The sequence below is a fragment of the Rubripirellula reticaptiva genome (assembly GCF_007860175.1).
Taxonomy (GTDB): Bacteria; Planctomycetota; Planctomycetia; order Pirellulales; family Pirellulaceae; genus Rubripirellula; species Rubripirellula reticaptiva.
The window spans coordinates 900,629-927,619 of sequence record NZ_SJPX01000004.1; the positions used below are offsets into that span (position 1 = coordinate 900,629).

A 26,991-nucleotide genomic window follows, 5' to 3' on the forward strand; every position below is an offset into this window, starting at 1 on the left:
GTGTTACGCCAGTACTTCGTCAACGACGCGGCCATGGACGTCGGTTAGCCGGAAATCGCGACCGGCGTAGGCGAAGGTCAATTTTTTGTGGTCGTAGCCCATCAAACGCAGAACCGTCGCATGCAAGTCATGGACGTGAACCCGGTTTTCGACTGCTTTGAACCCCAATTCGTCCGTGGCGCCGATCGCCTGTCCACCTTTGACGCCGCCACCTGCTAGCCAGCATGTGAAGCCGTGGTGATTGTGGTCGCGGCCGTTCATCTTGCCTTGGTTGGAACCCTCCTTGGGCATTTCCACCACTGGTGTGCGTCCAAATTCGCCGCCCCACATCACCAAGGTTTCGTCCAAAATTCCAATGCGTTTCAAATCGGTCAGCAACGCACCGATGGCTTGATCAACTTTTTTTGCGTTCGCACGGTGGCGAACCTCTAGGTCGTCGTGGTCATCCCATGGTTGCCCAGCACCGGTGTAGAGCTGAACGAACCGGACACCCCGTTCGACCAGTCGACGAGCGATCAGCGATTGGCGCGCGAAGGCTCCCTCGCCGTACAAACGGCGAGTTTCGGCGGTCTCTTGTGACACATCGAACGCCTCCGATGCTTCGCTTTGCATTCGGTAGGCGAGTTCGAATGATTCGATTCGCGATTCAAGTCGGGCGTTTTCGGTGCGTTCGGCGGCATGCGCCTGGTTCAGTTTCGCCAACAAATCCAGTTGTTCGCGTTGGTCGGTTCCGGCGACCCCTTTGCTTTGGATGTGATCGATCAATTGTTCGATTCGTTCGCCGGCGGAATCGATGTACGTTGCCTGGTATTTGCCAGGCAAGAAGCCGTTTTGCCAGTTTTGGGATTCTTTGATCGGATAGCCACCTGGGCACATCGCGATGAAAGCGGGCAGATTTTCGTTTTGGCTGCCCAAACCGTACGTCAGCCATGACCCCAAGGCTGGCCGAACCAATCGGGATTCGCCCGTGTTCATCAGCATCAACGAGGGTTCGTGATTGGGGACGTCCGCATACATGCTGCGAATGACGCAGATGTCGTCCATGTGCTTGGCGGTATTGGCAAATAACTCGCTGACCGGCAAACCGCATTCGCCATAGTTTTTAAATTTGTACGGTGATTGCAAGACCGCGCCCGTCGGTCGTTCGGTCTTTAGGTTTGCCATTGGCGCCGTTTTGCCGTGCAGTTTCGCCAGCGCCGGTTTCGGGTCAAACGTGTCGACCTGACTAGGTCCACCGTTCATGAACAAGTGGATGACATGTTTCGCTTTGGTCGGAAAGTGGATCGGCACCTCACCGGTGGCGAGTGTCGAACCGGATTGATCGGCCAAGGATTCGCGTCCGAGTATCTCGCCCAGCGCCAAGGCGCCAAATCCGACCCCCGATCGCTTCAGCATTTCGCGCCGCGATGTCAACAGGTTTCGATGGTTGATGGGATGGTTCATCTTTGTCTAATCCACAAACGCAAATTCATTGCTAAGCATCAGCACTTGCGCAAGCTGAGCCAATCGATCGAGTGGTTCGCCAGTCGCATCCGTTCGCGGACCGCTGAAGTCGCGAACGGTATTGGTTTCGACTCGACGTCCGTCGTCGCCGACCAATTGGAGCGTGGCACGTAAAAAGAACGAATCAAAACTGTCTGATTCCCCAGGGCTGACGACAAGGTCGATCGTTTCGCCGGACTTCGCCTTTCCCTCAATCGGACCGATCGGACGTTGGTTGCTCTTTTGGTTGGTGAAAAAACGTCGCTTGCCACCAATCCAAACACCCACGTTGACGCCGTCGCCTTGATCACGATGTCCGATTTGACCCCGAATCGATACTTTCGCATCAAATGGAACGGTGAACCGCCGGACGACTGCCATGTCGTTTGCCCGAGGAGTGTGACCGTTTTCGCGATCAAGAAATGCGTAACCATTGGGGGAATCGTGCGGGAATGTTTCGGACGTTTGCCAGCGGTCGCCGGTGAAGTGAGTCAGTGGTTCAAATGAAACGACTGATTCTTGATCGCCCAATTTTGCGACTCCGTAAGACCACAGGTCTCGGGGGTCAATTTCCAGTGCGACGTCCGCGGCTGGCGATTTTAAGAACTCAATCGCCATGGCCAAGTCATTGTTCGTCGGGGCCCGTCGTAGTACTTGCTGGAACACCGCAGTCACGGTTGCCTCGATGTCTTGTTCATTGACCGTTTGGCGTATCGATTCGGAAGTGCGTTTTGCGAGCGCGAACATTTGAGGGCTGTTCATCAAGAACAACGCTTGCTGAGGCACGGTTGTGAAGTATCGCTTGGGCGAGTGAGTGTCGGGGCTGGCGAAGTCAAACGTCCGAAATAATGCAGGCAAGTTCTGTCGATCAATCATCGCATAGACGGTTCGCTTTGGCGTCGGCGTTGACAGCGTGATTTCCACCGGCGGGCCGCCCATCGATCGGTCTAGCGATCCAGCAACACAAAGCAACGAATCACGCAACGATTCAAAATCTCGCCGTTTTCGGTTCCCTCGCGTTAGCAATTGGTTGTCGGGGTCAACGTCGATCATCGCGTCGGTCGCGGCCGATGATTGCTGATAGACGCCCGTCATGACGATACGTCGGATCACTCGCTTGATGCTCCAGTCCTTGGCGAATGCGACCGCCAATTCATCAAGTACTTCCGGAACGGCAGGGGCTTCGGTTCGGAAGCCAAAGTCGCTTGGGGAATCCACCAGAGGCTTGCCAATCAGGCGATCCCATAGGCGGTTGACCATCACGCGAGCCGTCAGCGGATTGTCGGTCGCGGTGATCCGCTGAGACAATTCCCATCGTCCACTACCTTCAGTAAAAGGCTTTTCATCAGGATTGCGCAGCGATGTCAGAAATTGACGCGGCGCAATGGGGCCTCTGTTGCCGGCTTGGCCACGCAGCAAAATTGGGTGGTCGCCGACCTTTTCTTTGTCGACCATCATTAACGGGCTGGCACCGTCGTCAGGTTGCCGACTGCTGTTTAAAACACCAAACAGTGAATAGTAGTCGGACGTTGGGATCGGATCGAACTTGTGGTCATGGCATCGGGCGCAAGCAACCGTCAATCCAAGCAGCCCGCGAGTAATCACGTCGATGCGGTCATCGGTGATGTCCAAGCCGTTGATGAACTTACGACCTAGCGTCAAGAATCCCATCGCATCCAAATTGCCGTCGATGTTGTTGGGGTCGGTGCGATCGCCGGCCAATTGGTGTTCGATCATTCGGTTGTAGGGCATGTCAGCGGCAAAAGCCTTGATCACCCAGTCCCGATATCGCTCGCTGCCCTTGATGCGGCGTTCTTTGCCACCAAAATCGTATCCAACGGTGTCCGCGTACCTCGCCACGTCCAGCCAATGTCTCGCAAATCGCTCGGCAAATTCTGGCGATGCCAATAATGAATCGACTAGCCGCGCATAGCGGTCCGGTCGAAGAGATTCGGTGTAGTTGCGGATTTGTTCGGCCGTTGGTGGCAACCCGGTCAAGTCAAAGTACAGTCGGCGGACCAACGTCGCGTCATCCGCTGGCGGGCTGGTTTCGATTCCATTGGATTGGGCGGCCGTGCGTGCCCATGTGTCTATCGCATCGCGATCCGAACGCCCCGGGTGATCCGGTGCGTTGGGTTGTTTCGGCGTGACAAACGTCCAGTGGGTTTTGGGATCTCGGTCGATCGGTGAAGTCGCCTTGGCGATCACCGTTCCTTCACGGGGGTCTGGCGCGCCGATTGTGATCCAGTGGCTCAGCACGTCGATCGATTCTTGGTCAAGCTTTCCGGCGGGAGGCATTTGCATGTCGGCATCGTCGTACCGGATTGCTTTTATCATCAAACTGGCTGCCGAATCGCCGGGCACGATTGCTGGCCCATGCATTCCGCCAGTTTGCATTCCGGCGGCCGAGTCAACGAGCAAGTCACCAGATGATTCGCCCGTATCGACGCTGTGGCATTCGTAACAGTGCTGGACCAGCAGCGGTCGTACTTTGGATTCGAAGAAGTCGATTCCATCGTCAGCCGATGCAGCGATCGGCGCACCCAATCCGCTGACGGTCAAAACCATCAGCAGGCAGCCCCAGTAAACGGGGCGATCGACACGTTGGCGGTGCCGCCCGTGTCTTTGAATTATCGGTTGGGGACGATCGGGACGCGCGGTCCGGCGAGTGGCGTGATGCACGTGAATTTCGCGACGTGGGGAACGTCGAGTTCGGTGGGCGGGAGGTTTCCGAAGAGGCGGGCGAAAACCGAGTCGTGCTGATTGGGAGGAAGCAAACGTCGGTTCCGTCCAGACATTGTAACCGACCGGCCGTCGCGAATTAGGTTTGCCACGATTTTGGCCACGAATCTGACAACTCGTGCGAATGACGCTCGGGTCAGATTCGTCGAAATTTGTCGGATTCGTGGCTAAGTTCTTACCTTGGCTCGATGCCAGGACTATTCCTTGGCTTCTTTGGACGCCTTGGTGTCGTCGGCTTCTTCATCTTTGTTCTTGCCGGATTTCTTGTCCTTGAATTCCTGCAACATTGGCTTCAATCGAGGCTTTTGACGTTCGTTGGCGAATTCGATCGCTGATTCTTGCGACTTGATGGCTTTGTCCAGGTCACCGTTCGCATCGCTCAAGACGGCGATGGCATTGAAATACATCGGTTTGGCTTCTTCGGCAACCGATTCGGATTCTGCTTCGAGTGCCTTGATCGTCGTTCCTGCCAGAGCGCTAACGTCGACACCCTGTTGGGAAACACCGTAAAGCGAGTATCCGAAGCGAACCAGCGAGTCGAGGTCGCCCTTCATTTCGCTGATTTGGTCGTTGTAGTAAGTGGTCGTTTCGTCGTCCAACTTTCCGGACGATAGCTTTAGGCTGTGACGAACGGCGGTCCAATGTTCCTTCATCATGTCGTTGGGTGACGCTGCGATTTGCTCGTCGGCGACCACGATGGCTTCGTCGAACTTGCCGGCGCCGGCCAAGCTGGCCATTTTCTGCATGTTCTCTTCGAGTTCTTCCTGCAGCTTCATTTCTGCTTTGAACGCTTCGCGGTCCCACGAATCGTTGACGACTGCTTCGAGCGGTTCGTCCATATTGCCAGGGTGCCCGATCCATTCAACCAATCCGGTTTTGCCCACGATGAATGCGGTCGGAATTCCCTGTTGCTTGGAAGCTTCCATGTAGTCTTCGTACACCGAACGGTCGGGGTCGGTGGTCAAGGAATAGGCCGAGGTGATTTCGGCGAATGTTTTGCCTGCATCAGGATGTTCCTTGCCCATCAAGTCTTTGACTTCGTCAACGGTTTCATCCGAAACGCTGATGATTTGGACGCCTTGGCCGCGATATTTATTTTGTAATTCTGCCAAGTGCGGCATGCTGCCGATGCATGGACCACACCAGGTTGCCCAAAATTCGACGACATAGACTTTGTCTGCCGCGAACTTGGTGACTGGTTTGAACGCACTGGCGCCGTCTTGCAGCCAGAACTCAATGTCGATCGCAGGTGCCTTGGAACCGATGCCCAATTCGGCAGCCGATGCGAGACCAGAATTGGTAGCGGCCATTGCGAGCGCAGAAGCCAGAAGCGAAGTAAAGAGCAGTCGAATTTTCATGGTGGGACAATGACTCATGTCAGCGGTTTTTACGGCCGGAAAGCCGGGAAGGGGGATCTGTCGGGCGTTAGCACCCGAATCTGTACGCGTAGTTTACGCCGAATGAAGGTGTTTCGCCCATACGGATCCAAACGAGCCGTTGAACGGAAACGCACAATTGGCGTTAACGCGTTGGTTTCACGTATTAATGGGGCGTCACGATCTCGCCTTGGCCACCAACCGCACGGTCGCCTCGCCGGGTCGAGACTTGTTGATCTTGCAGTCGCGACCAAAATTCCACCAAGTGGCCCGTTTCTGGCGGTGCAATCAAGGAGGCGATCAAAAAGTCAGACTCCACCGGATCAGAAAAGCGTCCGTCTGCCAAAATTGGCATTTGGGAAACAATCAAGCTGCCCCGTCGCATGCCGATCGCAAAATCATGACCAATTTTTCCAGCGATCACGATGGTGCCGGCCACCATGTGAGCGGCGGCGAACCGACCCACGTTGCCGCAGATCCAGATCTCGCCACGCCGCATTCGATGGCCCGCGTAATCACCGACGTTCCCGGTAATAACGATTCGGCCGCCCGACATGCCGAGTCGTTTGCCGTCCGCGGCACCACCCAGGAAATTGCCTGCGTCGCCGACAACTTTCAATTCGCCCGACGACAAAGCGGCGCCGATGTGATCGAACCGGCGCAGGTCGCCTCGCAATTCCACGGTGTCCGGGCCATCGGAATCCTGAACATCAAACCAGTCACCGATCGTTTGACGTCCCAGCGAAATTTTCTTGATTTCGGCGAGTGATTTGTCGCCAAAGTTCTTGGCGTCGATTGGGGACGCGTCGATGTTTTCGGCGCAGGTCTCAACTTTGTTTTCAGGGGGCTTTTGCTTTTGCGTCAGAGTCCACTTGGTCATTGCATCACCTCGGCTAAATGAAAGTGATGCTTGCCTAATTTTCCGCCGTAGTTGCCGGCGGTTACGCGTAACAGTCCGTTTCCGCCCGCCGCTTTGCATGCCGCGGTGACGCCAACTTTGATCGAGTTGGCGATTGCATCAAACGACAGCCCGTCGATCACGATTTCCATCGCGATGGTTTCGTCATCACGCAGCAGTGATGGTGTCATCGTTCGCAGCGTGGGGCAAAATGCATCGTTGGTGGACGCGAACAGCGCCGGATACTTTGATCCGACTTTGGATCCGCTACGCGCCGCGCCACCGGGGAATGGAGTGATCATGTCGGGAAGGTCTCGCATTGCATCCACGGCTGCACGGCAGGCTTTTGAGATCGCCTCGATCGAATTCCCTAGCAGCAAAAAGTTGCCACCGCCAATGCCGTTGATTCTCGCCACATCATGTTCGCAAACAAACTCACCGTCCATCACTGGGATACGCCAATAACGGCGTCCCTTGGCGTAGCCGGCTGCGGGGGTGACTTTGCTGATCTGATTACCGTCGCCAAAGTAGCGAATCGTTTTGCCAAGCGGGATTCGTTTCGGGTGCATCGACTTGTCACCGACGATGCCGGCGTAAAGCGCCGATGTTGGGCAGGTCAAAACGCACTGACCGACTCGGCGCGGAATCTGCTTTTCCAGTTCGCTGCCGGAAACGGCGAAAGCCAGCACCGAAAACCCTGGTCGACCGTCGGGCGTTTCCTCGGGTGAAAGCTCTCGCTCGATTGCGGTCTCGATACCACAGGCAATCACGCTGGTTCCGAATCCTGTCATCGCCATGGTTGCATCAAGAGCCCATTGGCGATCGTGGCCGGTGATGATCACGCGAGTTGCTTTCATGTCGAAAGCTTCGGCAAATTCGGATTCGATCGTTACGCCGTTCAAAATGGTCATTGCACACGTTCCTTCGTGCTGGCGGCGGTAGGAGTGGACCGAATTACGTTGGCCATTTCATCGTCACTGATCCACAAACGACGCATGTCCATCATTGCCGACGACTGGTAACGGTCAATGAAACCGCTGACCGCATCACGATCGCAATCCAAGTTGGCTTTCAGTGTGGTTGGCGAAGCGGACACATGAGTTGCTCCTTCGCCGCGGACCAATTTTCCTTGGCGGAACACGTACTTGGGTTTTGAAAACATTCGTTCGATGTTTTCGTGGTTGGCGTAGACAACGACGTCGGCAATCGAACCGACTTGCAAGTTCCCGCGATCGGCCAGACCCAGGATCGCGGCCGGCGCGCTGCGAGTCATCGTTGTTATTTCGGGGATCGTGTATTGGCGATCCAGTCCTGCCAATTCGCTAGACGCTGCTGCGTCGCGATGGATTTCGGCCAGTGCGGTTTCTCGCATCGTGCGATCGCCCAGCAAACCGATCAAGTGCGGGTAAGTCGTAAACGGGGCTCCGTTGGGATGGTCCGTTGTCAGGAAGACTCGTGACGGATCATCGATCAACAAGAACAGTTCTAGCCCGATTGCCCACTGCAACGAGTGAACGAATTGGCGGCGGCGATACTTGAACGGCACCACGCCGCAACCGGCTTCGCATTCGACGTCGACCAGTGCTGATTGCTTGGGGCTGGCATGTCGGAAATTTTCGTGTTGGTGCATCGCGTCGGCGCTGATCGTGACGGTTTGCCCGAACATCACTTGGCCGACATCGATGGTCACGTTGGGATGCCGCTGCATGGCTTCGACAAGTCGTGCCGCAGCCGATGACATTTTGTACGGCCCCTCGGTGCCATAGCAGTGGAATTGGGCGTGCGTCAAATGGATCGGCAGACCGTTGGCGGCTTCGATCGTGGCCAGGGTCGATTCAATGTTGCCCGGCACGCCCAGATTGCTGCAGTGGACATGCAGCGGATGGCGCAAACCGATTTCGTGGACCGATCGGCAAAGCGTCCGAATCACATCACCCGGCGAGATGTCGTATTTGGGATGACGCGAATCAACATCGAAGGTTCGCACGTTGAACTTGAACGCATTGATGCCGCCCGGGTTCACGACTTTCACGGCAATGCACTGGGTCGCCGATACCATCCAAGCGACGTAATCGTTGATCAAGGGCTGCGGCACCTTGTCCGCAATCATCGACAGCAGCACGTCGTCGTTGCCCAGCAAACAATAGCCACCGGTATCGAGTCCGCCGACATCGGCCATTTCGGCATGGGCCGAACGGGCATTGCAGGGAATCACGGCCGGTTCAAAGCAAGTCGTGTAGCCCATGTCCAGATAACGCCGGCCAGTTACATGTGCCGCTGGCAAGTACTCGCATTCGGCAGCAAGCGTTTGTGCGGCCGCGGCATGCGAAGCGACCTCGTCGGACAGCAGCATCCGAGCGATCGAGACTTTTCCGCCACCAATGTGCGTATGCAAATCGATGCCGCCGGCCATCACGGTGCAATTCGATGCGTCGATGGTCCGCACACTCTTGTCATTGACGTCGCTCGCCTGCGCAATCGCGATACGACCGTGTTCGATGACAAGATCGGCGATGTGGTCGATTCCGGCGGCGGGGTCGATCAGTCGTCCTGAGGTGATTCGAGTTCGCATGCGGAGAGCTTACTCGGCCGCAGTCGTTTCGGGCATGGGCGTTTCGGGCATGGGCGATTCGGTGTCTGCATCGTCAGTGGCTTTGTCGTCGCCTTTTTCAGCCTCCTGGTCAGCGGTGCGTCGGCTGCGACGCGTCTTGCGAACCGGTGCCGCCGCGGGCTCGCCGTAGATTCGGTCAGTGGTAACGACGACGCGATCGCCTTTCACTTTCGTGTCGTCTGGCGGCTGATAGAAACCCTCGACCGAAACGCTGTCGCCCTCTTGGGCCAACGACAGATTGTTGAATCGGATCTCGAATTTTACGTCTGGGGTCAGCGGAGCCTGCACCGGAATTTTGCCGGCTTGGATCATGATGCCAGTTCCGTCCATTCCCAGGATTCCGCCAACGACATTGACCGTCGCGACCTGCGGAACAGGTTCGTTTCTGTTTCTTCGCTCGCCATAAATCCCAGGGACGAATTGTTCTCGAGCGCGCCCTGACAGATTGCCGGCTAACGGTTGAAACAGCTCGACCTTTTCAATTGCCTGAGTCGCCGCGCCAGCGGCGGTAAAGGTGCCTCGAAATCGAGCCATCATTCCCCGTTGCAAGAACATCGGTTTGGCTTCGGCCACAAACACGAACGATTCCGGCGAATCGGGCGGCTGCACCATGACTTCCGTGCCATCGTCGCGGATCACAACCATGACGCCTCGCTCGAACGATTTCAGTTTGCCTTTGAACTCCGTCACCATGTTTGAGCCGGCCGCGTCTTGATCCGGCGAGGCTGCGTCTTGCCCTGACGAAATCGAGCAGGCCATCACAAATAGGCATCCAATCGTGAAGTTAGCTATCGCGACCTTGGCAATCAGGGCGATTCGAGAGAAATAGTTGTGTGCCATCAGCCGTCGCTCTAATTCAGGTTTTCGTGACAGTTCGGTCCTGGGACGCTCATTGTACGTCGATCTCGCCCCGTTGGAACGCTTCGGCGGTTGGTTAAGATACTGAATTGCCGCATTTTGCCGCAGCAGATCTTTCCCAACGATTCCTTCGAAAGCCACTGATGACCCGCAACCATTCGACGGACTCACCTGGACCATCGCGAGTGACGATTCGCACGTTGGCAAAAATGCGTCGCGAGAACCAGTCGATCTCGATGCTGACGGCCTACGATTTTCCAATCGCCGAAGCTCTCGACGAAGCCGGCATCGACGTTTTGTTGGTGGGAGATTCGTTGGCGATGGTTGTACAGGGACACTCGACAACTTTGCCCGTCACGATGGACCAGATCATTTATCACGCAGAAATGGTCGGCCGGGCAGCAAAGCGGGCCATGGTCGTTGTCGACCTGCCGTTCCCCGAAGGCCAATTGTCGATCGAACGAAGCATCGAAGCGAGTGCGCGGGTGTTGAAAGAGACTCAGTGCCATGCGGTTAAACTTGAAGGCGGTGCCGAACAGGCTTCGCGAATCGAAGCGATCGTGACCGCTGGCATCCCTGTCATGGCTCACGTCGGACTGCGTCCCCAAAACGTTCACGTCGACGGCGGCTACCGCGTCCAACGTGATGAAGTTCAATTGATTGCCGATGCAAAAGCGGCTCAGGCGGCGGGAGCCTTCGCAGTGTTGATTGAATGCGTCACCACTGAAATCGGCAAAGCGATCACCGAATCAGTCACGGTTCCGACGATCGGCATTGGTGCTGGACCGCATACGACCGGCCAGGTGTTGGTGACGCATGATTTGATCGGTTTCCATTCGGGGTACTTGCCCAAGTTCGTTCGTCAGGTTGCCGACGTGCGCGGTTTGATCAAGGACGCTGCCGCCGGTTATGCCCAATCGATCCGCGACGGTGAATTTCCTAGCGAAAAAGAATCCTTCTAGCCCGAAGCAAAAAGCACGATGTCGGAAACCACGAATCAGGATGACTCAGTCGAGAACGACTTAGTCCAGAACCGCTCCGTTGAATCGCCGCCCAGCGTCGCGCCCACGATGCGATTGTCGCGACTCGGGTTAATCATCAGCCTGTCGTCGATGGTCGCCGCGGGGTTGGCTGTGTACGCGTTGTTTCCATCAAGCATTGATGGTCCGCCGCTGCCCGTCGAAGTTCAAATTGGCAATGAACCCGTCATGACAACCAGTGGTGTCGGTGCCATGGTCACCGAGGTGGTGATTGTCACCAACGTTTCGGACCACGACATTCCCAAGCTGACGTTGGATATCAACGGGCAATACTTGCTGCTGCAAAGCTCGCCGCTCAAAGTTGGCGAGACGTTGACCATGCCGCAAAGCGTGTTCACCGACAAACGAAGCAGCCAACGGTTCGACGCGTTCAAGTACGATGTAGAAGACGTCACCGTGACCGGACAACTTCCCAGCGGAGCTCGTGGCGTCAGTAAGTTCTTTTTTTCCGAATAAGTATAGAAGTGGGTTGCCATGTTACGCGTCTGGCTCGTCGTCGCATGTTCGCTGGTCGTCTCTGCCAGTCAGCTCGCCGCCGAAGACGAGGTCAAACCGTACGTCAGTTACGAAGCGGCCTTTCACGCTGCGTCCAAGCATCGTGCCAGTGGAGAATGGAAGGCTAGCGAGGACGCACTTCGGCAGGCAATCGAGCTTAGCTCGGACGTTCGCAAACACTGCGACGCTCACCGTGTTTTGGTCGACGTCTATTCAAGACTCGACAAACCGGGTGCGATGTTTGATTCGGCTGATTTCGTCGTTGCAAACCACCCGCACGCTGCGTCAGCATCGCTGACCAAAAGCAGCTTGACGTCCATCGTCGGTCAACGCGATTGGCACGCGAAGATGAAGGAACGCTACGAAGGAATCCTGGTCAAGGATCCCAAGAATCGCGTCGCGCTCGAGATGATGGAGCGATACACGTACTTGCTATCTCGCCAGCATGACAAGCGAATTGAGTATCTGGATCGACTGATCGATTTGCAAAAAAGTTCTGACGAGCCGATCGATATACGGATGCACATGGACCGCGCGTTCTCGTACAAAATCTTGCACGACTATCCCAAGTCCGCCGAACTGTACGAGGGGACGGCTGAACTCGACGATGCATCGCGTTCGTTCGCATTGATGCGGGCAGCGGAAGTTTGGCAACAGGCCAAGGACAAGCCAAAAGCACTGGCCGCGGCCAAACGGGCCGATCAGTTGGGACCGAGCAAAGGAGTCGACAACAATTTGTACGCGTGGCATCGCGGACTAGGTGAAGTATTCATTTACACTCGCCAAACCGATCTGGCGATCAAGCATCTCGAGGCGGCTGTCGCCGAGGCACCCATCAATGCGTACCGCCAGCAGTGCACCGAGCTATTAGAATTGGCTAAAGATCTGAAGTAATCCATTTCACGATTTTCTTGAACTCGCAACCTTATGTCACGGATCTCACGCAATGCTTCGACTCACCAGCCTGGTTCTCGGTTTCATTGCCGTTGTTTTTACAACTTCTTTGCAAGCTCAGTCGCCGCCACCCAACATTGTCGTCATCTTTATTGATGACATGGGCTATGCCGATATCAATCCGTTCGGTGCGACCGAGTATCAAACGCCCAACCTGAATCGAATGGCGTCGGAAGGTCGTAAGTTCACGGATTTTGTCGTGTCATCGGCCGTCTGTTCGGCTTCACGATCGGCACTGATGACAGGGTGCTATCACCGCCGCGTCGGGATTAGCGGCGCTTTGGGGCCAAAGTCAAACATCGGCATCGCCGAGCGAGAAACGACGTTGGCCGAGCTGTGTAAATCCAAGGGCTACGCAACCGCGGCGTTTGGAAAATGGCACCTTGGTCACGATCCCAAGTTCTTGCCCACCAATCACGGATTCGATGAGTTCTATGGAATCCCCTACAGCAACGACATGTGGCCGCTGCACCCGGCGTCGGTCGCCCAGCGAGAAAAAGATCCGAACGCCAAAATTGCTTGGCCGGCGCTACCGATGATCGAAGCCACCGTCGATGGTGGTGTCACGATCGTCAACGATGACATTCAGCCGGCTGATCAAGAACAGATGACGAAGCAGTTTACCGAACGAGCGGTGGGCTTCATCAAGGATCACGTTGACACGCCGTTTTTCTTGTACCTGCCGCATCCCATGGTTCACGTACCGCTGTATGCATCGGAAGAGTTTCGTGGCAAAAGTGGTGCTGGCAAATTCGGCGATGTGGTGATGGAAGTGGATTGGTCGGTCGGCGAAATCTTGAATGCGATCGAAGACATCGGAGTCGAACGAAATACGCTGGTCGTGTTCACCAGTGACAACGGACCCTGGCTTTCATACGGCACGGATTCTGGCAAAGCGACGCCGCTACGTGAAGGCAAGGGGACGATGTTCGAAGGCGGATATCGCGAACCGACGATCATGTGGTGGAAAGGCAAAATTCCCGCTGGCACAACTTGCGATGAACTGGGCAGCACCATCGATCTCTTGCCCACGGTCGCGGCCCTGATCGGTGCCGATCTGCCCAAGCACAAAATCGACGGCAAAGACATTCGCCCGTTGATGTTCGGCGAAGCGGGTGCCGTTTCGCCTCACAATGCCTTCTATGGTTACTACGGCGGTGGACAACTGCAAACGATTCGCAACGAGCGGTTCAAGTTGGTTTTTCCGCACAAATATCGAACACTAAAAGGGCATCCAGGCGGGTTCGGAGGTCGGCCGGTGGCTTACACGAACGTGCAAGCTGAACTGGCCCTGTACGACCTCGACAATGATGTGTCAGAAACCACCAATGTGATGGACAAGTTCCCTGCCGAAGTCGCTAAACTGCAGGCCGCCGCCGAAGAAGCTCGTGAAGACTTGGGCGACAAACTGACCGGACGGTCAGGAAAGGGCATTCGTCCGGCCGATAGCCTATCACCCGATGACGCACGTTTGCCACAGAATTGGCGCTAGTCGAAATCGAGTAGGATGGGAGCAATCGGAGTTGAGGCGTTTTGCCGAAACAGACGTCGGTCACTTCGATTCCGATAGGCTGGGTACCCAGCGCGTTCTCAGCCTCTTTTCACAGCACGCTTCACCGGCAGCATCGCCCCATGGCAAAACTTGCTTCCTCTTCGACCTTGCTAAGCCCTGAACTCTTGGGGCGTCTTGAACGCATGGAGTTGGTTTCTCGCAAGGTATTTCGCGGACGGATGAAGGGTGAACGACGCAGCAAACGCAAAGGCCAAAGCGTCGAATTCGCTGACTTCCGAAACTATGTCGCCGGCGACGACCTGCGACTGATCGATTGGAATCTGTACGCGCGTTTGGACCAGTTATTCCTGAAGCTGTTTTTGGAAGAAGAAGATCTGCACTTCTTTGCCTTGATCGACGCCAGCGAATCGATGAATTTCGGCGATCCGACAAAATTGCATGTCGCCAAGCAGTTGGCCGCGGCGCTCGGGTATGTCGGGATGTGCCGCGCCGACCGTATCAGCGTGTCGGCGCTCGGCCCAGAAGGACGGCGTGCACCGGTGCTGCGTGGCCGAGCCAGTCTTTGGAAGATGCTGAACTACTTGGATTCAATCGATGCCGGACACAATGTTTCGTTGCACGATGGAGTGAAAGATTTTTCGCTGCGGACCGCCGGCACCGGCGTCTGTGTCTTACTGACTGACTTGATGGACAAAAACGGTTACGAGTCGGCGCTGCGGATGCTGATCGGACGACGGATGGATGTGTTCGTGATGCACATTTTGTCACCCGAGGAGATTGATCCGCCGCTGCGTGGTGATCGCAAGCTGATCGATGTGGAAGACGGTGACGCGGCCGAGATCACGATCAACCAGTATGTGATAGACAAGTACAAAGAAACGGTGAAGTCGTTCATTGGCGGTGCAAAGCAGTTTTGTAGTCGGCGTAGCATCGTCTACATCCCCGTGCGAACGGATGTGCCCGTCGAAACGATCGTGACACGGTACCTGCGCGAGCGAGGAGTGGTGCGATGAGTTGGATTTCGGCGATCTCGCCCTGGCAATGGGCTTTATTCGCGGCGGTCCCGGTCGGAATCGTGCTGCTTTACTTTTTGAAGCTGCGCCGCGAACCGGTCGAAGTGCCCAGCACCTACTTGTGGTCACGCACGATTGAGGATTTGCACGTCAACAGTTTGATGCAGCGTTTGCGCCGCAGCCTGTTGCTGTTTTTGCAATTGTTGGCTGTCGCTTTGGCTGCTCTTGCGTTGTTTCGCCCTGGAATTCGCGGCGAAGCGTCGTCGCAGGGGCGAATGGTTTTTCTGTTGGATACGTCGGCCAGCATGCAGTCGCGTGATGGTGGCGAAGGTGGCGTTTCGCGATTCGAATCGGCTCGCGAGCAGATTCGTGGACGCATTGAATCGATGTCCGATTCCGAAACTGCGATGTTAGTCACTTTTAGCGATCGCCCGGACACCGTCCAGTCGTTCACGACGGATCGTCGTCGGCTGCGCGAAGCCCTTGGCCGAGTCGAAGTGACGAATCATCCAACCGATATTCTGGGTGCCTTGCAAGCGGCCGACGGACTCGCCAATCCTCGGCGCAGCAGTGAAGTTGGGAATATCAATGACCTGCAGGTGGCTGATGCGATGCCAGCCGACTTGCTGATCTTTACCGATGGCGGTTTCCAGCCGGTCACGGAATTCAATCTTGGCAATTTGATACCGACTTACATCTCGATCGGTGGCAGCAACCACAAAAATCTTGCGATCACGGCGTTCTCGGCCGAACGAAACATCGAACAGCCGTCTCAGGTTCAAGCGTTCGCGACGGTCATCAATCTTGGCGACCAGCCAATCGAGACGACAGCGACGCTGAACGCGGTATCGTCTGCAAATGACAATGAATTTTTGGACGCTGTCTCGGTCTCGTTAGAACCAGAAGAACAAACCGGGCTTTCGTTCACGATCGAAAATGACGAAGGCGTTGCGTTGCGATTGTCGCTGGATGTCGATGACGATTTACCGGTCGACAATGTTGCGTTCGCCGGATTGTCGCCGATGCGAAACGTGAATGTGTTGGTTGTGACCTCCGGGAACAGTCCCTTGGAACTTGGGCTAGAAACCGAAAAGGCGGCTAAGATCTGCGCTGCTGAGTTTGTGCTGCCGTCGTATTTGGAAACCGAGGCTTGGAAGACTCGAGCCGAAACGGGTACCGATGACTTGGTGATTTTTGACCGTTGTTCGCCCGCGACGATGCCGGCGACAAATACGTTCTTCATCGGATCGCTGCCGCCGCCAGACGCCGACGAGTCGACCCAGGATTGGCAGTGGGGATCCGAACCTGCGCCGGTGTCGTTGGTCGACATCGATCGAACTCACCCGATGATGCGATTTCTAGAATTGTTTTCGTTGCTGATTTTCGAAGGCCGCAGCGTGAAGGGGCCCGTCGGTTCTACTGAATTGGTGGCGGCCGATTCGGGCCCCATGTTGGTTCTGTCGCCTCGCGATGGGTATCAAGACTTGGTGCTAGGGTTCGAGGTCATTTCGACCGATGCGGATGGTTTGACCGAGACAAATACGAACTGGTACGCGGAACGGTCGTGGCCTGTCTTTTTGCTGAACGTGTTGCGTTATCTAGCGGGCGCGGCCGAGGCGACCGGTTCGCCATCGTTTCGTCCAGGCGAGACGGTTCGGATTCGCCTGGAAAACGCCGTAGCACAGCCCAAGCTTAGGCGAGTCGGCGAAACAGCGACGTCCGATCTGATCGCGGGGCCCAGTGGTCTGATCGAAATCGTCGGAACTGAAACGCCTGGGAATTATCGCGTCGAAGATGGTGACCGATTGGCCGATTCGTTCTCGGTTAACTTGTTTGACCGTAGCGAAAGCGATTTGAAGGTCGCGCCGAGCGTCGAGCTAGGGTACGAAGCCGTCGAAGCCGCAACCGGTGGTGTCGAGCAACGCCGAGAGTATTGGCGATGGGCGCTGATGGGCGTGCTGGGCGTTTTGGCGGCCGAATGGTGGGTTTTCAGCCGCCGAGTTGCTTAGTGATCACGTTGCTTAGTGATCCAGCGTCGATCAACGCTGGATTAGCAGGTTTACCGAATCGACTTGCCAGCCATGTCGACCAGTACCGAGTTTGAAACGCTATTGCCGAAGTCGTCGAAGCGATCGAGGGTCCAGACGACTTCTTTGTTCGACGGATTGATTTCGAGTAGCAGCGGTTGGCCCGCCCCGGCGTGACAATTGCCGATCACGTAGTTCCCGTTGGGCAACACTTCCAGCGTCGTTACCCAAGCCAGCTTGATGTTCGGCAGGTCGTCCTGTTGGATTTGCCAGACGATTTCTTTTTCAGGCGTGACTTCGATGACGCCGTGACCGTTTCCGGTCGCGATCAAAGTGTTTCCATTTTCTAAACGCAGTGCCGAAAACAATCGGTTTCCGTAGGCTTCGGGGCCGTGTCCGCCAGCCGGTTCGCGGCCAAACAAGGGAACCTCGTACTCCCAAACGATCTTGCCTGACTTGCGATCATATTCGCGAACTTTGCCGTCCGATTCGTGAGTCGCCAAGTAGGTTCCCGACTTGGTTGACCGCACCAATCGCGTGTCGGTATGCGCGCCCGGATGTTCAACCGTCAACGCGATTTCTTTTTGAATCTTGCCGTCTTGGTTGACTTCAATGATTCGTGCCGCACCCGATTCGGCGATCATGGTGTCGCCGTTTTCAAGACGTTCGAATGCGTGAACTTCGATGCGTTTTCCTGCGTTGCCGTTTTCTTGAGCGCTATCGTACGACCACACCAATTCTTTGGTGGTCGGATTGATCTCGACGACCTTGGCCCCGCCTTGGCGAGTCAGAATGTTGCCGTTGGGAAGGAGGTGAATGTCATGAATGCCACCCCAGCGCATTTCCCAGCTAACGGTGCCATCCGCGTCAATGATCGCCAGACGATTGTTGCCTTGCAGCAGCACATCGTGATCGGCAAGGGCGAGCGAGGGAACAGAAATCAGGATCGCGGCAATTACGGTAGACAGGTTTCGAATCATTTTCATCGTTTAGGTGGGAAGTGTGGCGAGTTGGATAACTCACCAGCCTAGCATGGCGCAAAAGTGGCTGCCATTGACTACCGGTTCGTAGACGAATCACTTTTTCCGTTGGGGGAAATGCCTTTTGGGGGTAACCCGACGCAAAAGCGAGAAGAAGGCGGGAGTCCCGGTTGCATTCTTTTCAGTCGCGAATTCGCTTTGCCTTTTGGGCCGCACCGTTTTGGTGAAGTGTGAGGGCGTACGCAGGGCCTTTCGCCCGAAGGTGGAATTCGAGTTTCGCGTCGACTCCTCGGTACGACCACCGGGTTGGTGAATCCGCGAAGACTTCCTGAGTTGGCTGATTCGTGATACCAACCATGACATGACCGTCTCTGAGAGTCACGTCGAAAACAAAGTTGGGTGCAAGTTGGTAGCGGCCGACAAGACGCTCAGGCCCAATTTCTCCGAGGGCCGGGGCTACGAGGGCCGGTTGAGGTTGTAAGTTATTGGACCCCGCGTGCTGGGCCATCAAATGACTGACCATTTCGTCGCAAGCGGCAAACGCTTGTTCTTGTCCCGAATTCGTACAGACAATCACGCCAAAGTCGGACTCCGGAAAAAGCCAAATCAACGCGAACGTGTTTGTGTTGGAACCCGCATGGTTGAAGGCGGGACCGAGTCCTGTGTTCATCATGATCCAACCGCTCCCGTACTTTGCGCCGGCGGTCGTATAGTCGGCTTGTGGTTTGTGCAAATGATCGAAGACGTCCTTTGATCGAAGCACCGGCGCGGGCTTGCCCGCCAATTGCCACGCTGCATATTTGGCATAATCTTCGATCGACACGTGAATGGTTCCCGCCGCGGCATAGACGGTCGGGTTTTCGGATCCCGCGTTTCTAGGATCAAGTGGCTTGCCTCCGTCTGCTTGGTGACCCCACAGCAACGGCGGCTGAAGTTGTTTCGCGGACTCCATCGAACGAAAGTCTGCCGACTGCATTTCAAGTGGACCAAACACGTGTTTCCTCATCAGAGACTCGAACGACTCGCCTGCGCTCGTTTCCAACATTGCAGAAGCGACCGCGTAGCCGAGATTCGAGTAGACGAACTTGCCTCGAGCGTGCGAGGGCGGATTGGAAAGCACTAGTTTCAGCATGCGTCGGCGTTCCAACGCAGGCGACTGTTTCTCGTCGAAGAAGCTAGCCCACGCTTGCGCAGAAACATCTGAAATGTTGGCGGGAAGTCCACTTTGATGAGACAGCAACTCGTCCAGCGTTACCGCAGCGAGCTTCGGGTGAATATCCTTGTCACTGGCTTTGGGCCAAACGTTACCGACAGTTGTATTCCAGTTGATTTTTCCTGATTCTACGAGGACTGCTGCTAACGTCGCCGTCATCGATTTCGTGTTCGACCCGATAGGAAACCGGTCGGACAACTCGACCTCGTCCGCGGTTCCTCGCTTGCGGTTGCCAGAGCAAGCCGACGTTACCAGTCCCTCACTGTTGACGACGGCCGCGACCATCGCTGGCAAGTCATGTTTGCGGGAAATTTCGGCAAGCTTCGCCGCCATCTCTCGCGATGAATCGTCCGCATCTGACCTCAAGCAGATACTCGGCGCGGAAAGCAACAAGACAATGACGACTGATCGTAAAATGACAGGAATCGATTTCATAAAGAACTCTGGCAATGAAGCGTTGCGGAACAAAGACATAAAATAGGGAATACAAAACTGGGGCGAGACCGTCATGGACGCAGCGATCGCCGAACATGTTTGCGGTTTTCTGCTGTCATCAGTACCTGCGACCGCTCGACTTGCCCGTTCTCTGCCTTCAGTTCTAGAGTCACCATCCAGTCTGGCTGGTGCCCCATCTTTGACAACACTTCGACCAAGTCTTCGGCGAATCTCTTTTGCGCCTTCTCCTTGTATTCCCTCTTCGCAAAATCCATGATTCCGGCGATCGGCACATCATTGACTGAGACGAGTTTAGCCCATTGGCCGCGTACACAAACAGTTGGTTGGTCCTGCTCCCAGCGGACACCAGTGTACGGAGCGACCTTCGCAAAACCCGCTGATGTTACCAGCTTCCTCTGCGAAAGAGGAATCGATTGCTCTAACAAACGGTAGCCAATCGGGTCGACATCCGGCCCGCCACAGTTGGTAACGATCGCAACACCGACACCCTGCTCGGGAGCGAATCCCATCCACGCGCTGCAGTTGTTTCGGCCGCCATTCTTTTTCAGAAGACGACCAATCAATGGACGCGAACGAACCGACCATCCAAGTGATGTGCCTGATGTCGAACCATCCGATAACTTGGTTTGCGTGTGAAGTTGTGCCAGGATTTCAGGGGAAAAAACGCTAGGTTTCATTTGAGCAGCCAGGAACTTACCCAGATCTTCAATCGAAGTGACTAAGCCCCCGGAAGCCGCCAGGCGTTGTTGAAACGAGTGCGTTTTTTCTATCCGTGAACGTTCAGCGTAGCCCGTGGCTGGTCTGAGCGTATCATCTGCCTGAATTGCCGTTTGTTCCAGCTTCAGTGGATCGCAAACCAATTCCTGCATCAGTTGATCGAGCGGTTTGTCGGCAGCGAGTTCCAAGGCATGGCCGAGCAACCCGAATCCAAGATTGGAATACTCTTCAGCCACCCCTGGCTTCGATTCTAACTGGACGTTGGATAGATGGTCATAAAGCAACGGTGGTTCTAGTTCGTACCATCCTTCGACCGATTGCACACGTCCCGGCACGCCTCGAGGCAAACCGGATGTGTGGGACGCAAGCTGTCGCAACGTGATCGTTGCTCCTACGTCAGGCGTCTTGCTGATCGTAACACCGGTGGGAAGGTACTTTGCGACAGGCTGATCCAAATCAATCACGCCGTGGTCATGCAAGATCGCCGCCAACAAGGCCGTGAAAGCCTTGGTCACTGATGCGACATTGTACTGAGTGTGCAGAGTCGCTTTGGTATCGGCCTTGATGTTTGCCAATCCAAACGCGCCCCGGTAGACAACCTCGCCGTCGCGAACGACCACGGCGCTGAGACTGGGATACCCACCGTCAACAAATTTCTGCATCCACGTGTCAAGACGCGAGACATCATCGCTGTTGAATGCACTGACATCACTGAGCGCGGGAATTGTCAGAGGCGTTTCTTTGGATTCGGCAACGCATGCGAACACCGCAAAGATTGCCATGGTTCCAATGAACAACGTCAAGACAATGATCACGATCGCGGGGGCTTCTGGCAAGCGTTTGAGTTCCGCAGGTGAATGGGTGGCCGCTAAGGTTGATTCTGTCATGTCTAATCTCGTCAGTGTTTCGTTCGAAGATCTTGCCAACACGGTGACCGAGAGCGGGGAGTTTGCATCGTCGCGACTCAACGTCGATCGCTTCTGCTTGACGTAGGACCGCAGCCAAACGCATCCGAACGCAATCTCGAATGGGATAACTGCGGCAACAACCGTTTGAAAGAACGCGGGTCCCATGTCAGGAGTCGGGTAGAGGAACCCGCAGCATCCGCCGATCATCGTAGGCACCATGATGGTCGCAGCGGCTCCCCACGACGGGATCAGCCGGTTCCAGGTCGCTGCCCAACGTTCCCAACCGGGGCTCAGGCCAGCATCGTGAATCGGAACCGCAAGTGCAGCTACCAATTCCATGATGTCGCCACCGTCTTCGCTGTTCGCGTCATCTTCTAGGCTTGCAACAAGTTTCAACAGATCCTGGCGTCGTGGTTCAAGTTGTGTTCGGATCGCGTTTTGATTCACGCGGTAGATGACCCAATGCAAGACGACCAAAAACAGGTTGAAGAATCCGCCCAAGAGCAGGAAGTTCCACCAGTTGGTTTGCGCCTGCCAGGTCACATGAAGAAAGAACGCCATCGCGGGAATTGCGTACGGCAACAGGTACCACCAAACAACGTTGCGTAACAACCAAATTTGATGGTCGACCTGGACCAACGATTCCTTCGCATAGAAACCAAGCGGTTGACCTGGTCCGCTTGGACGCTGCGGGTGACGTTGGCGGTCCACAAGAATGAATGTCGCAACCCAAAGAAATCCCGGCACGCACAGATACCACGTCCACGGCAACGGCACGACGAAGCCCATCGTAAACCAGATGGGTATCAAAATCAGCGATCCTCCTGCTTCACGAACGTCTCGCCAGAAGATCGTCGATCGAAAATTCTGTTGGTCTCGCTGCACTTCCCTCGATAGCAAGTCGACGTCGATCGTGACGCAAGTTTGATCGGCATCGGCCTTCCATGCTTGTTGGAATTTCTCAAGATTCATCGGACTCTCCATTCAACAGAGTGGACAAAGCCTTCTTCGCCCGATTCAGCCTCACGCCCACGTTGCTCTCTGAAATTCCCAGCACGTCCGCCATCTCGCGATAGCTAAGTTCGTCTAAATACAACAGAACGATCGCGGCGTCCGTTTTCGGTAATTGGTGGATCGCGTTGTAAAGTTGCTCGATTGTTTCTCGCTGTTGCAATTGCTCGCCACTGTCTGTGCGTTCGGAGACAGACGCGTGCGTCTCTAGCAGTGGTTTCTGATTCGTCCGCCGCGGCTTGTCCTTGCGGTGCCAATTCATCGCTGTGTGCAGGGCCACGCGGTAAAACCATGTCGCCGCACTGGCGCGACCTTCAAACTTGGGCAACGATTGCCAAGCTTGAAGCAGAATTTCTTGAGCCAAGTCTTGGCATTCTTCGCTGTTGAGCGAGTAGGCACGAGCGACCTGGATGACTGATGAGCTATGCTCGTCGAGCCACCGCGTGAATATCGACTTGGGGTCGTCATCAATCACAAACTGCCTCTTACCAGCGATGCAAGTTCTCGTTCTATCACCGTTGGTAACGTGACATGAACGTTGCTTACAAGAAATCGTGCAATTCGAGCGGTGTTTTCTGGAGCGGCAGTATCAAAAACAGCCGCGAAAACTGTGCAAATGCACGAAAGAGGAAACTACTAGGTGGTGCGATGTACCTAGCTATTCGGGTTAGCTAGGTAAGAGAGATGCGAAAAGAAATGCCGAGAACAAACGGGCTTGGAGTAGCAAACAAAAAAGCCCTGTAAAAAACGACTAGCCATTGGCTTCGGCTTCTCACGCAGGTGCGATGAAGATGATGGTGTCGTTCTGAGGATCCGTCATACCGTCGACGCATGCGAACAAGGCTGAAGCTGAACCGGCGGCGAAGTTTGGCTAGGAAAGTGACCCAGCCAAAACTTTTAGAGTCAACGTCTCGCTTTTAGCCATTCAGCGTTATTCTTCGTCCTTGGTGTCTTCCGAATTGGAATCCGAATCCGTCACGCCGTCATCCTTATTCTTGTCCCGCAGCTTTTGCATTGGGTTTTTCTTTTTTTCGTCTTTATACAACTTGAAACGGCTGGGGACGATTCGCGGCGGCCAGTGGTTGTTGGACACTTCGGTGTCGGCGAGTTCGCGGCGCGGGTCCAGTTCTATTCGAGTGATCTCTTTGTCGGTCACAAACAGCTTTCCGACTCGGTCGCCGTTGCCTCGCCAGATGTCGACCGGAATCGTGAATAGCTCGCTGGTGTTGTCGGTGTAGTGCAGTCGCACAATGATGGGCATCACCAAACCGCCGACATTCTTGAAGGTGGCGACGTAGAAGTTGGTCGAACGACGCAGCATCGCCCGTTCTTTTTCGTTCAGCCCATCGACAAACTTTTGAAACGACTTGCGGGCCGCTTCGTCGACCGCAAGCGGGTCATAGTCTTCGCTGTTATAAAAGTCTTTCAGGCCGGCTTGCCATTCAATTCGTTTGCGCAACGCTTCGTTTCGCTCTTTTGACAACGTAGGTTCCTTGTCGTCTTTTTCTTTGCGTTTTCGTTCTGCTTCGACATCCGGATCACCGCTGTCGACTTGAAACAGTTTCAGATCCTCGATCGCTAGATCGACATGGTCGGTGCTGTAAAACCAACCACGCCAAAACCAATCCAAGTCGGTACCCGAGGCGTCTTCCATCGTGCGGAAGAAGTCGCTTGGTGTTGGCCGTTTGAACTTCCAGCGACGCGCATACTCGGCGAAGGCAAAGTCAAACTGTTCGCGGCCCAAGATTGTCTCACGCAAGATGTTCAGGGCCGTCGCTGGTTTGGAATACGCGTTGTTTCCGAATTGCAGAATTTCTTCACTGCCTGACATGATCGGGCGTTGGTTTCCGCCTCGCATGTACGGCACAATTTTTTCAGGATCGCCGCGGCGTGACGGGTAATCGGTTTCCCATTCTTGTTCGGCCAGGTATTGAAGGAAGGTGTTGAGTCCCTCGTCCATCCACGTCCATTGCCGTTCGTCGCTGTTGATGATCATCGGATAAAAGTTGTGGCCCACTTCGTGGATGATGACAGAGATTAGTCCGTACTTCGTGTCTTTGGTGTACGTTCCGTCTTCCTCGGGACGGGGACCATTGAAACAGATCATCGGGTATTCCATGCCATAGACTGGCCCGTTGACGCTGATGGCGACCGGATACGGATAGGCGAACGAATACTTGCCGTAAATGTCGAGCGTGTGGATGATCGCTTCGGTCGAATACTGACTCCAAAGCGGTTCGGCTTCGCCGGGGTAATACGACATCGCCATGACCTTTTGACCTTGGACGTCGACGCCCATCGCATCCCAAATGAATTTTCGGCTCGCCGCAAAGGCAAAGTCGCGAACGTTGTCGGCGCGGAATTCCCAAGTCTTTGTTTTCTTAGTTCGAATGGGCTCGTTAGTTTTTGCTTCGTCCGGCGTGACGATGAACATTGGTTTTTTAGCGCTAGTTGCTTCGGCAAGCCGTTCTTTCCATTCGGGTTTCAGCACGTCGTCGGCGTTCTTCAATACTCCCGTTGCCGCCACAACCATTTCGGACGGTGCCGTAATGCGAACGTCATAGTCGCCGAGTTCCAGCGTGAACTCGCCACGGCCGAGAAACTGCTTGTGTTGCCATCCGCTGTAGTCCGTGTAGGCGGCGACTCGCGGATACCACTGCGAAATTTCGTAGATGTAGTTGTCGTCTTTTTCAAAGAACTCGTATCCGCCGCGGGCACGGATCACTTTTGCGTCAACGATGTTGTATTGGTAGTCAATGACGAAGCCGAGTGACTTGCCCGGTGCGAGTGGTTTGTCCAGGTCAATCCGCATCATGGTTTGATGGATCGTGAATTTCATCGCGTCGCCGACCACTGACTTCTTGGCGTCGAATGACTTCACCGACTCGATCTTGTAACCGCCATCGAACACCATGGACGCCAAAATGCTTGACATCGCGTCGAACGTGATCTTGGGTGCCAGCGATGGTGCCGGCGCGCTGGTAACTGAGTCTCCGTCGGGGCGGAAACGGTTTTGGTCCAATTGGACCCAGATATACGACAGCGGATGGGGCGACAGGTTGTGGTACTGGATTCGTGCGGTGCCGCTAATCTTTTGGTTCGCGTCGTCCAGCGTCACGTCGATGTCATAGTCGGCCCGTTGCTGCCAGTACTGGGGGCCGGGAGCGCCAGAAGCCGTTCGTGCCGAATTGGGCGTCGGCAACCACTGGTCGATCTGGTAGAAGCGATCAGCCCTGTCCGAATGCTTGGGATTGGCCAGGGGCTGCGCCCATCCAATCGATGTGAAAGTGACGACACATGCCAAGGCAAGACTGAAACGAAGCATCATGGTGTCAATTTATGGGAGGAAATGAGCGGTCTAACGATTTGGTTGATTGGGTCAGTTTAATCGGGTCGCGGTCAAACGGGTCCCCCGCTTAAACTGAGGCATCGGATCCACCCCTAACTCTGTTTTCTGCGACTTATTGTGACGAATGTAGCCCCTACGGACTGGACGATCGGCTATTGCACGAACGTTCACGCTGGCACCGAAATTGAATCGGTCAAAAAGAATCTCGAGCAATTTGCCGTTCCGGCTCGGATCGAGGCGGGCCTGGACATGCTTGGCGTCGGCCTGTGGTTGCCCGCCAAAGCGGCGTCTCAGTTGGTGGGTCAAGCGGACGAGTTTGCAAAATTTCTTCGTCAGCGGCATCTTCAGCCCTACACGATCAACGGTTTTCCCTACGATAATTTTCACCAAGACGTGGTCAAACATGCGGTCTATCGGCCAACTTGGGAGGAACCGGCGCGTCTGGAATACACCAAGCAGCTCGCTGAAATTCTGGCTGCGATCTTGCCCGATAATCCAGCCGGGGGAACCGAATCGATGGGGTCGATCAGCACGCTGCCGATCGGTTGGCCGACGCAGTCGGACGGCGGCCAACCCGATGACACCGCCAAGCGAATGGATGCGGCCGGCAAGCAGTTTCGTGACCTGGCGATCTTCTTGCAGGATCTGGAATCAAAAACTGGCCGACGGATTGTCGTCGCGATTGAACCCGAGCCTGGATGTTTGTTGGACACGACGATCGACGTGGTCGATTTCTTCCACTCGCAGTTGCCCGAAGCGGGGCATCGGCGGCACTTAACGGTGTGTCACGACGTTTGCCATTCTGCTGTGATGATGGAAAGCCAAAGCGATGTATTGAACCAATTGGCAGCCGCAGGGATCACCATCGGCAAGGTCCAGGTTAGCAGCGCCGTGGTTGCCGATTGGCAATCGATGGCGATCGGACGCCGCCGCGAAGCCATCGAGCAACTCAAGCACTTTGCCGAAGACCGATATTTGCACCAAACCATGCGTCTAACGGCGACCGGCCAAAACATGTTGGTCGAAGACTTGCCCGAACTGATCGGGCGAGTCGCCAAAGATGGCGATCCTGTCTGGGGCGACGATCGATGGGTCGTTCACTTTCACGTTCCTATCTTTTTGGAACGATTCGGCCATTTGACGACGACGCACGCCGAAGTCCTTGATTGTTTGCAAACACTTGCGGCCCCTAATAGCGATGTGGACTTTACGGGGCACTTAGAAATCGAAACATACGCGTGGAGCGTGCTTCCTGAGTCCATGCGAAAACGGGGATTGGCCGAAGACATTGCTGGCGAGTTGATGTGGTTGCGGCGTTCAATCATCGAAAGCTACTGAGCAGACGCCT

General features: G+C 55.2%; 19 protein-coding genes. 7 read left to right on the top strand and 12 right to left on the bottom strand.

Going from position 1 to position 26,991, the window contains the following annotated elements:
- Nucleotides 1–3: 3 nt before the first annotated feature.
- The 7 genes from Poly59_RS20565 to Poly59_RS20595 all read right to left on the bottom strand — a co-directional run bounded on the left by Poly59_RS20565 (nt 4) and on the right by Poly59_RS20595 (nt 9,949).
- Complete coding sequence (locus Poly59_RS20565; protein ID WP_146535942.1) at nt 4–1,443, bottom strand: DUF1501 domain-containing protein; 1,440 nt, start codon at nt 1,441–1,443, stop codon at nt 4–6.
- Between the two features lie 6 nt (nt 1,444–1,449).
- Nucleotides 1,450–4,164: a PSD1 and planctomycete cytochrome C domain-containing protein gene (locus Poly59_RS20570; RefSeq protein ID WP_246151801.1), complete on the bottom strand. Its 2,715-nt coding sequence runs from the start codon at nt 4,162–4,164 to the stop codon at nt 1,450–1,452.
- Between the two features lie 257 nt (nt 4,165–4,421).
- Nucleotides 4,422–5,582: a TlpA disulfide reductase family protein gene (locus tag Poly59_RS20575; RefSeq protein ID WP_186776414.1), complete on the bottom strand. Its 1,161-nt coding sequence runs from the start codon at nt 5,580–5,582 to the stop codon at nt 4,422–4,424.
- 184 nt (nt 5,583–5,766) lie between these two features.
- On the bottom strand, nt 5,767–6,480 hold the full coding sequence (locus tag Poly59_RS20580; protein ID WP_186776415.1) for a GltB/FmdC/FwdC-like GXGXG domain-containing protein: 714 nt from the start codon (nt 6,478–6,480) through the stop codon (nt 5,767–5,769).
- Nucleotides 6,477–7,409 carry a formylmethanofuran--tetrahydromethanopterin N-formyltransferase gene (fhcD, locus tag Poly59_RS20585; protein WP_146535945.1) on the bottom strand — a complete coding sequence of 311 codons (933 nt, stop codon included), beginning with the start codon at nt 7,407–7,409 and terminating at the stop codon, nt 6,477–6,479. The genes Poly59_RS20580 and fhcD overlap by 4 nt, the downstream gene beginning before the upstream one ends.
- Nucleotides 7,406–9,070: a formylmethanofuran dehydrogenase subunit A gene (locus Poly59_RS20590; RefSeq protein ID WP_146535946.1), complete on the bottom strand. Its 1,665-nt coding sequence runs from the start codon at nt 9,068–9,070 to the stop codon at nt 7,406–7,408. Before Poly59_RS20590 ends, fhcD begins: the two co-directional genes overlap by 4 nt.
- Before the next feature lie 9 nt (nt 9,071–9,079).
- Nucleotides 9,080–9,949 carry a hypothetical protein gene (locus tag Poly59_RS20595; RefSeq protein WP_146535947.1) on the bottom strand — a complete coding sequence of 290 codons (870 nt, stop codon included), beginning with the start codon at nt 9,947–9,949 and terminating at the stop codon, nt 9,080–9,082.
- Nucleotides 9,950–10,110: 161 nt separating this feature from the next.
- Here Poly59_RS20595 and panB point away from each other — a divergent pair, with 161 nt between their 5' ends.
- The 6 genes from panB to Poly59_RS20625 all read left to right on the top strand — a co-directional run bounded on the left by panB (nt 10,111) and on the right by Poly59_RS20625 (nt 16,991).
- The gene (gene panB / locus Poly59_RS20600) at nt 10,111–10,929 is read left to right on the top strand and encodes a 3-methyl-2-oxobutanoate hydroxymethyltransferase (protein WP_146535948.1); all 819 of its coding nucleotides are present in this window, start codon (nt 10,111–10,113) and stop codon (nt 10,927–10,929) included.
- 18 nt (nt 10,930–10,947) lie between these two features.
- Nucleotides 10,948–11,463, top strand: a complete 516-nt coding sequence (locus Poly59_RS20605) for a hypothetical protein (protein ID WP_146535949.1) — start codon at nt 10,948–10,950, stop codon at nt 11,461–11,463.
- 18 nt (nt 11,464–11,481) lie between these two features.
- A complete protein-coding gene (locus tag Poly59_RS20610; protein WP_146535950.1) occupies nt 11,482–12,396 on the top strand; it encodes a tetratricopeptide repeat protein in 915 nt (304 codons plus the stop codon).
- 52 nt (nt 12,397–12,448) lie between these two features.
- Nucleotides 12,449–13,948, top strand: a complete 1,500-nt coding sequence (locus Poly59_RS20615; protein WP_146535951.1) for a sulfatase family protein — start codon at nt 12,449–12,451, stop codon at nt 13,946–13,948.
- Between the two features lie 140 nt (nt 13,949–14,088).
- The gene (locus Poly59_RS20620; protein WP_146535952.1) at nt 14,089–14,982 is read left to right on the top strand and encodes a DUF58 domain-containing protein; all 894 of its coding nucleotides are present in this window, start codon (nt 14,089–14,091) and stop codon (nt 14,980–14,982) included.
- On the top strand, nt 14,979–16,991 hold the full coding sequence (locus Poly59_RS20625; RefSeq protein WP_146535953.1) for a vWA domain-containing protein: 2,013 nt from the start codon (nt 14,979–14,981) through the stop codon (nt 16,989–16,991). The genes Poly59_RS20620 and Poly59_RS20625 overlap by 4 nt, the downstream gene beginning before the upstream one ends.
- A 50-nt stretch (nt 16,992–17,041) precedes the next feature.
- Here the strand turns inward: Poly59_RS20625 and Poly59_RS20630 are convergent, their stop codons facing one another.
- The 5 genes from Poly59_RS20630 to Poly59_RS20650 form a co-directional block, all read right to left on the bottom strand.
- Complete coding sequence (locus tag Poly59_RS20630; RefSeq protein WP_456238993.1) at nt 17,042–17,989, bottom strand: outer membrane protein assembly factor BamB family protein; 948 nt, start codon at nt 17,987–17,989, stop codon at nt 17,042–17,044.
- A gap of 181 nt (nt 17,990–18,170) precedes the next feature.
- Nucleotides 18,171–19,676, bottom strand: coding sequence for a serine hydrolase (locus tag Poly59_RS20635; protein WP_186776416.1), 1,506 nt, complete (start codon nt 19,674–19,676; stop codon nt 18,171–18,173).
- 32 nt (nt 19,677–19,708) lie between these two features.
- Nucleotides 19,709–22,255, bottom strand: a complete 2,547-nt coding sequence (locus Poly59_RS20640) for a serine hydrolase domain-containing protein (RefSeq protein ID WP_186776417.1) — start codon at nt 22,253–22,255, stop codon at nt 19,709–19,711.
- Nucleotides 22,245–22,769: an RNA polymerase sigma factor gene (locus tag Poly59_RS20645; protein ID WP_146535957.1), complete on the bottom strand. Its 525-nt coding sequence runs from the start codon at nt 22,767–22,769 to the stop codon at nt 22,245–22,247. Before Poly59_RS20645 ends, Poly59_RS20640 begins: the two co-directional genes overlap by 11 nt.
- 456 nt (nt 22,770–23,225) lie before the next feature.
- Complete coding sequence (locus Poly59_RS20650; RefSeq protein ID WP_186776432.1) at nt 23,226–25,619, bottom strand: M1 family metallopeptidase; 2,394 nt, start codon at nt 25,617–25,619, stop codon at nt 23,226–23,228.
- Nucleotides 25,620–25,760: 141 nt separating this feature from the next.
- On the opposite strand from Poly59_RS20650, the gene eboE reads away from it, so the two are divergent.
- Entirely contained in the window at nt 25,761–26,981 is a 1,221-nt protein-coding gene (eboE, locus tag Poly59_RS20655) for a metabolite traffic protein EboE (RefSeq protein ID WP_146535958.1), read from the top strand.
- Nucleotides 26,982–26,991: the final 10 nt, after the last annotated feature.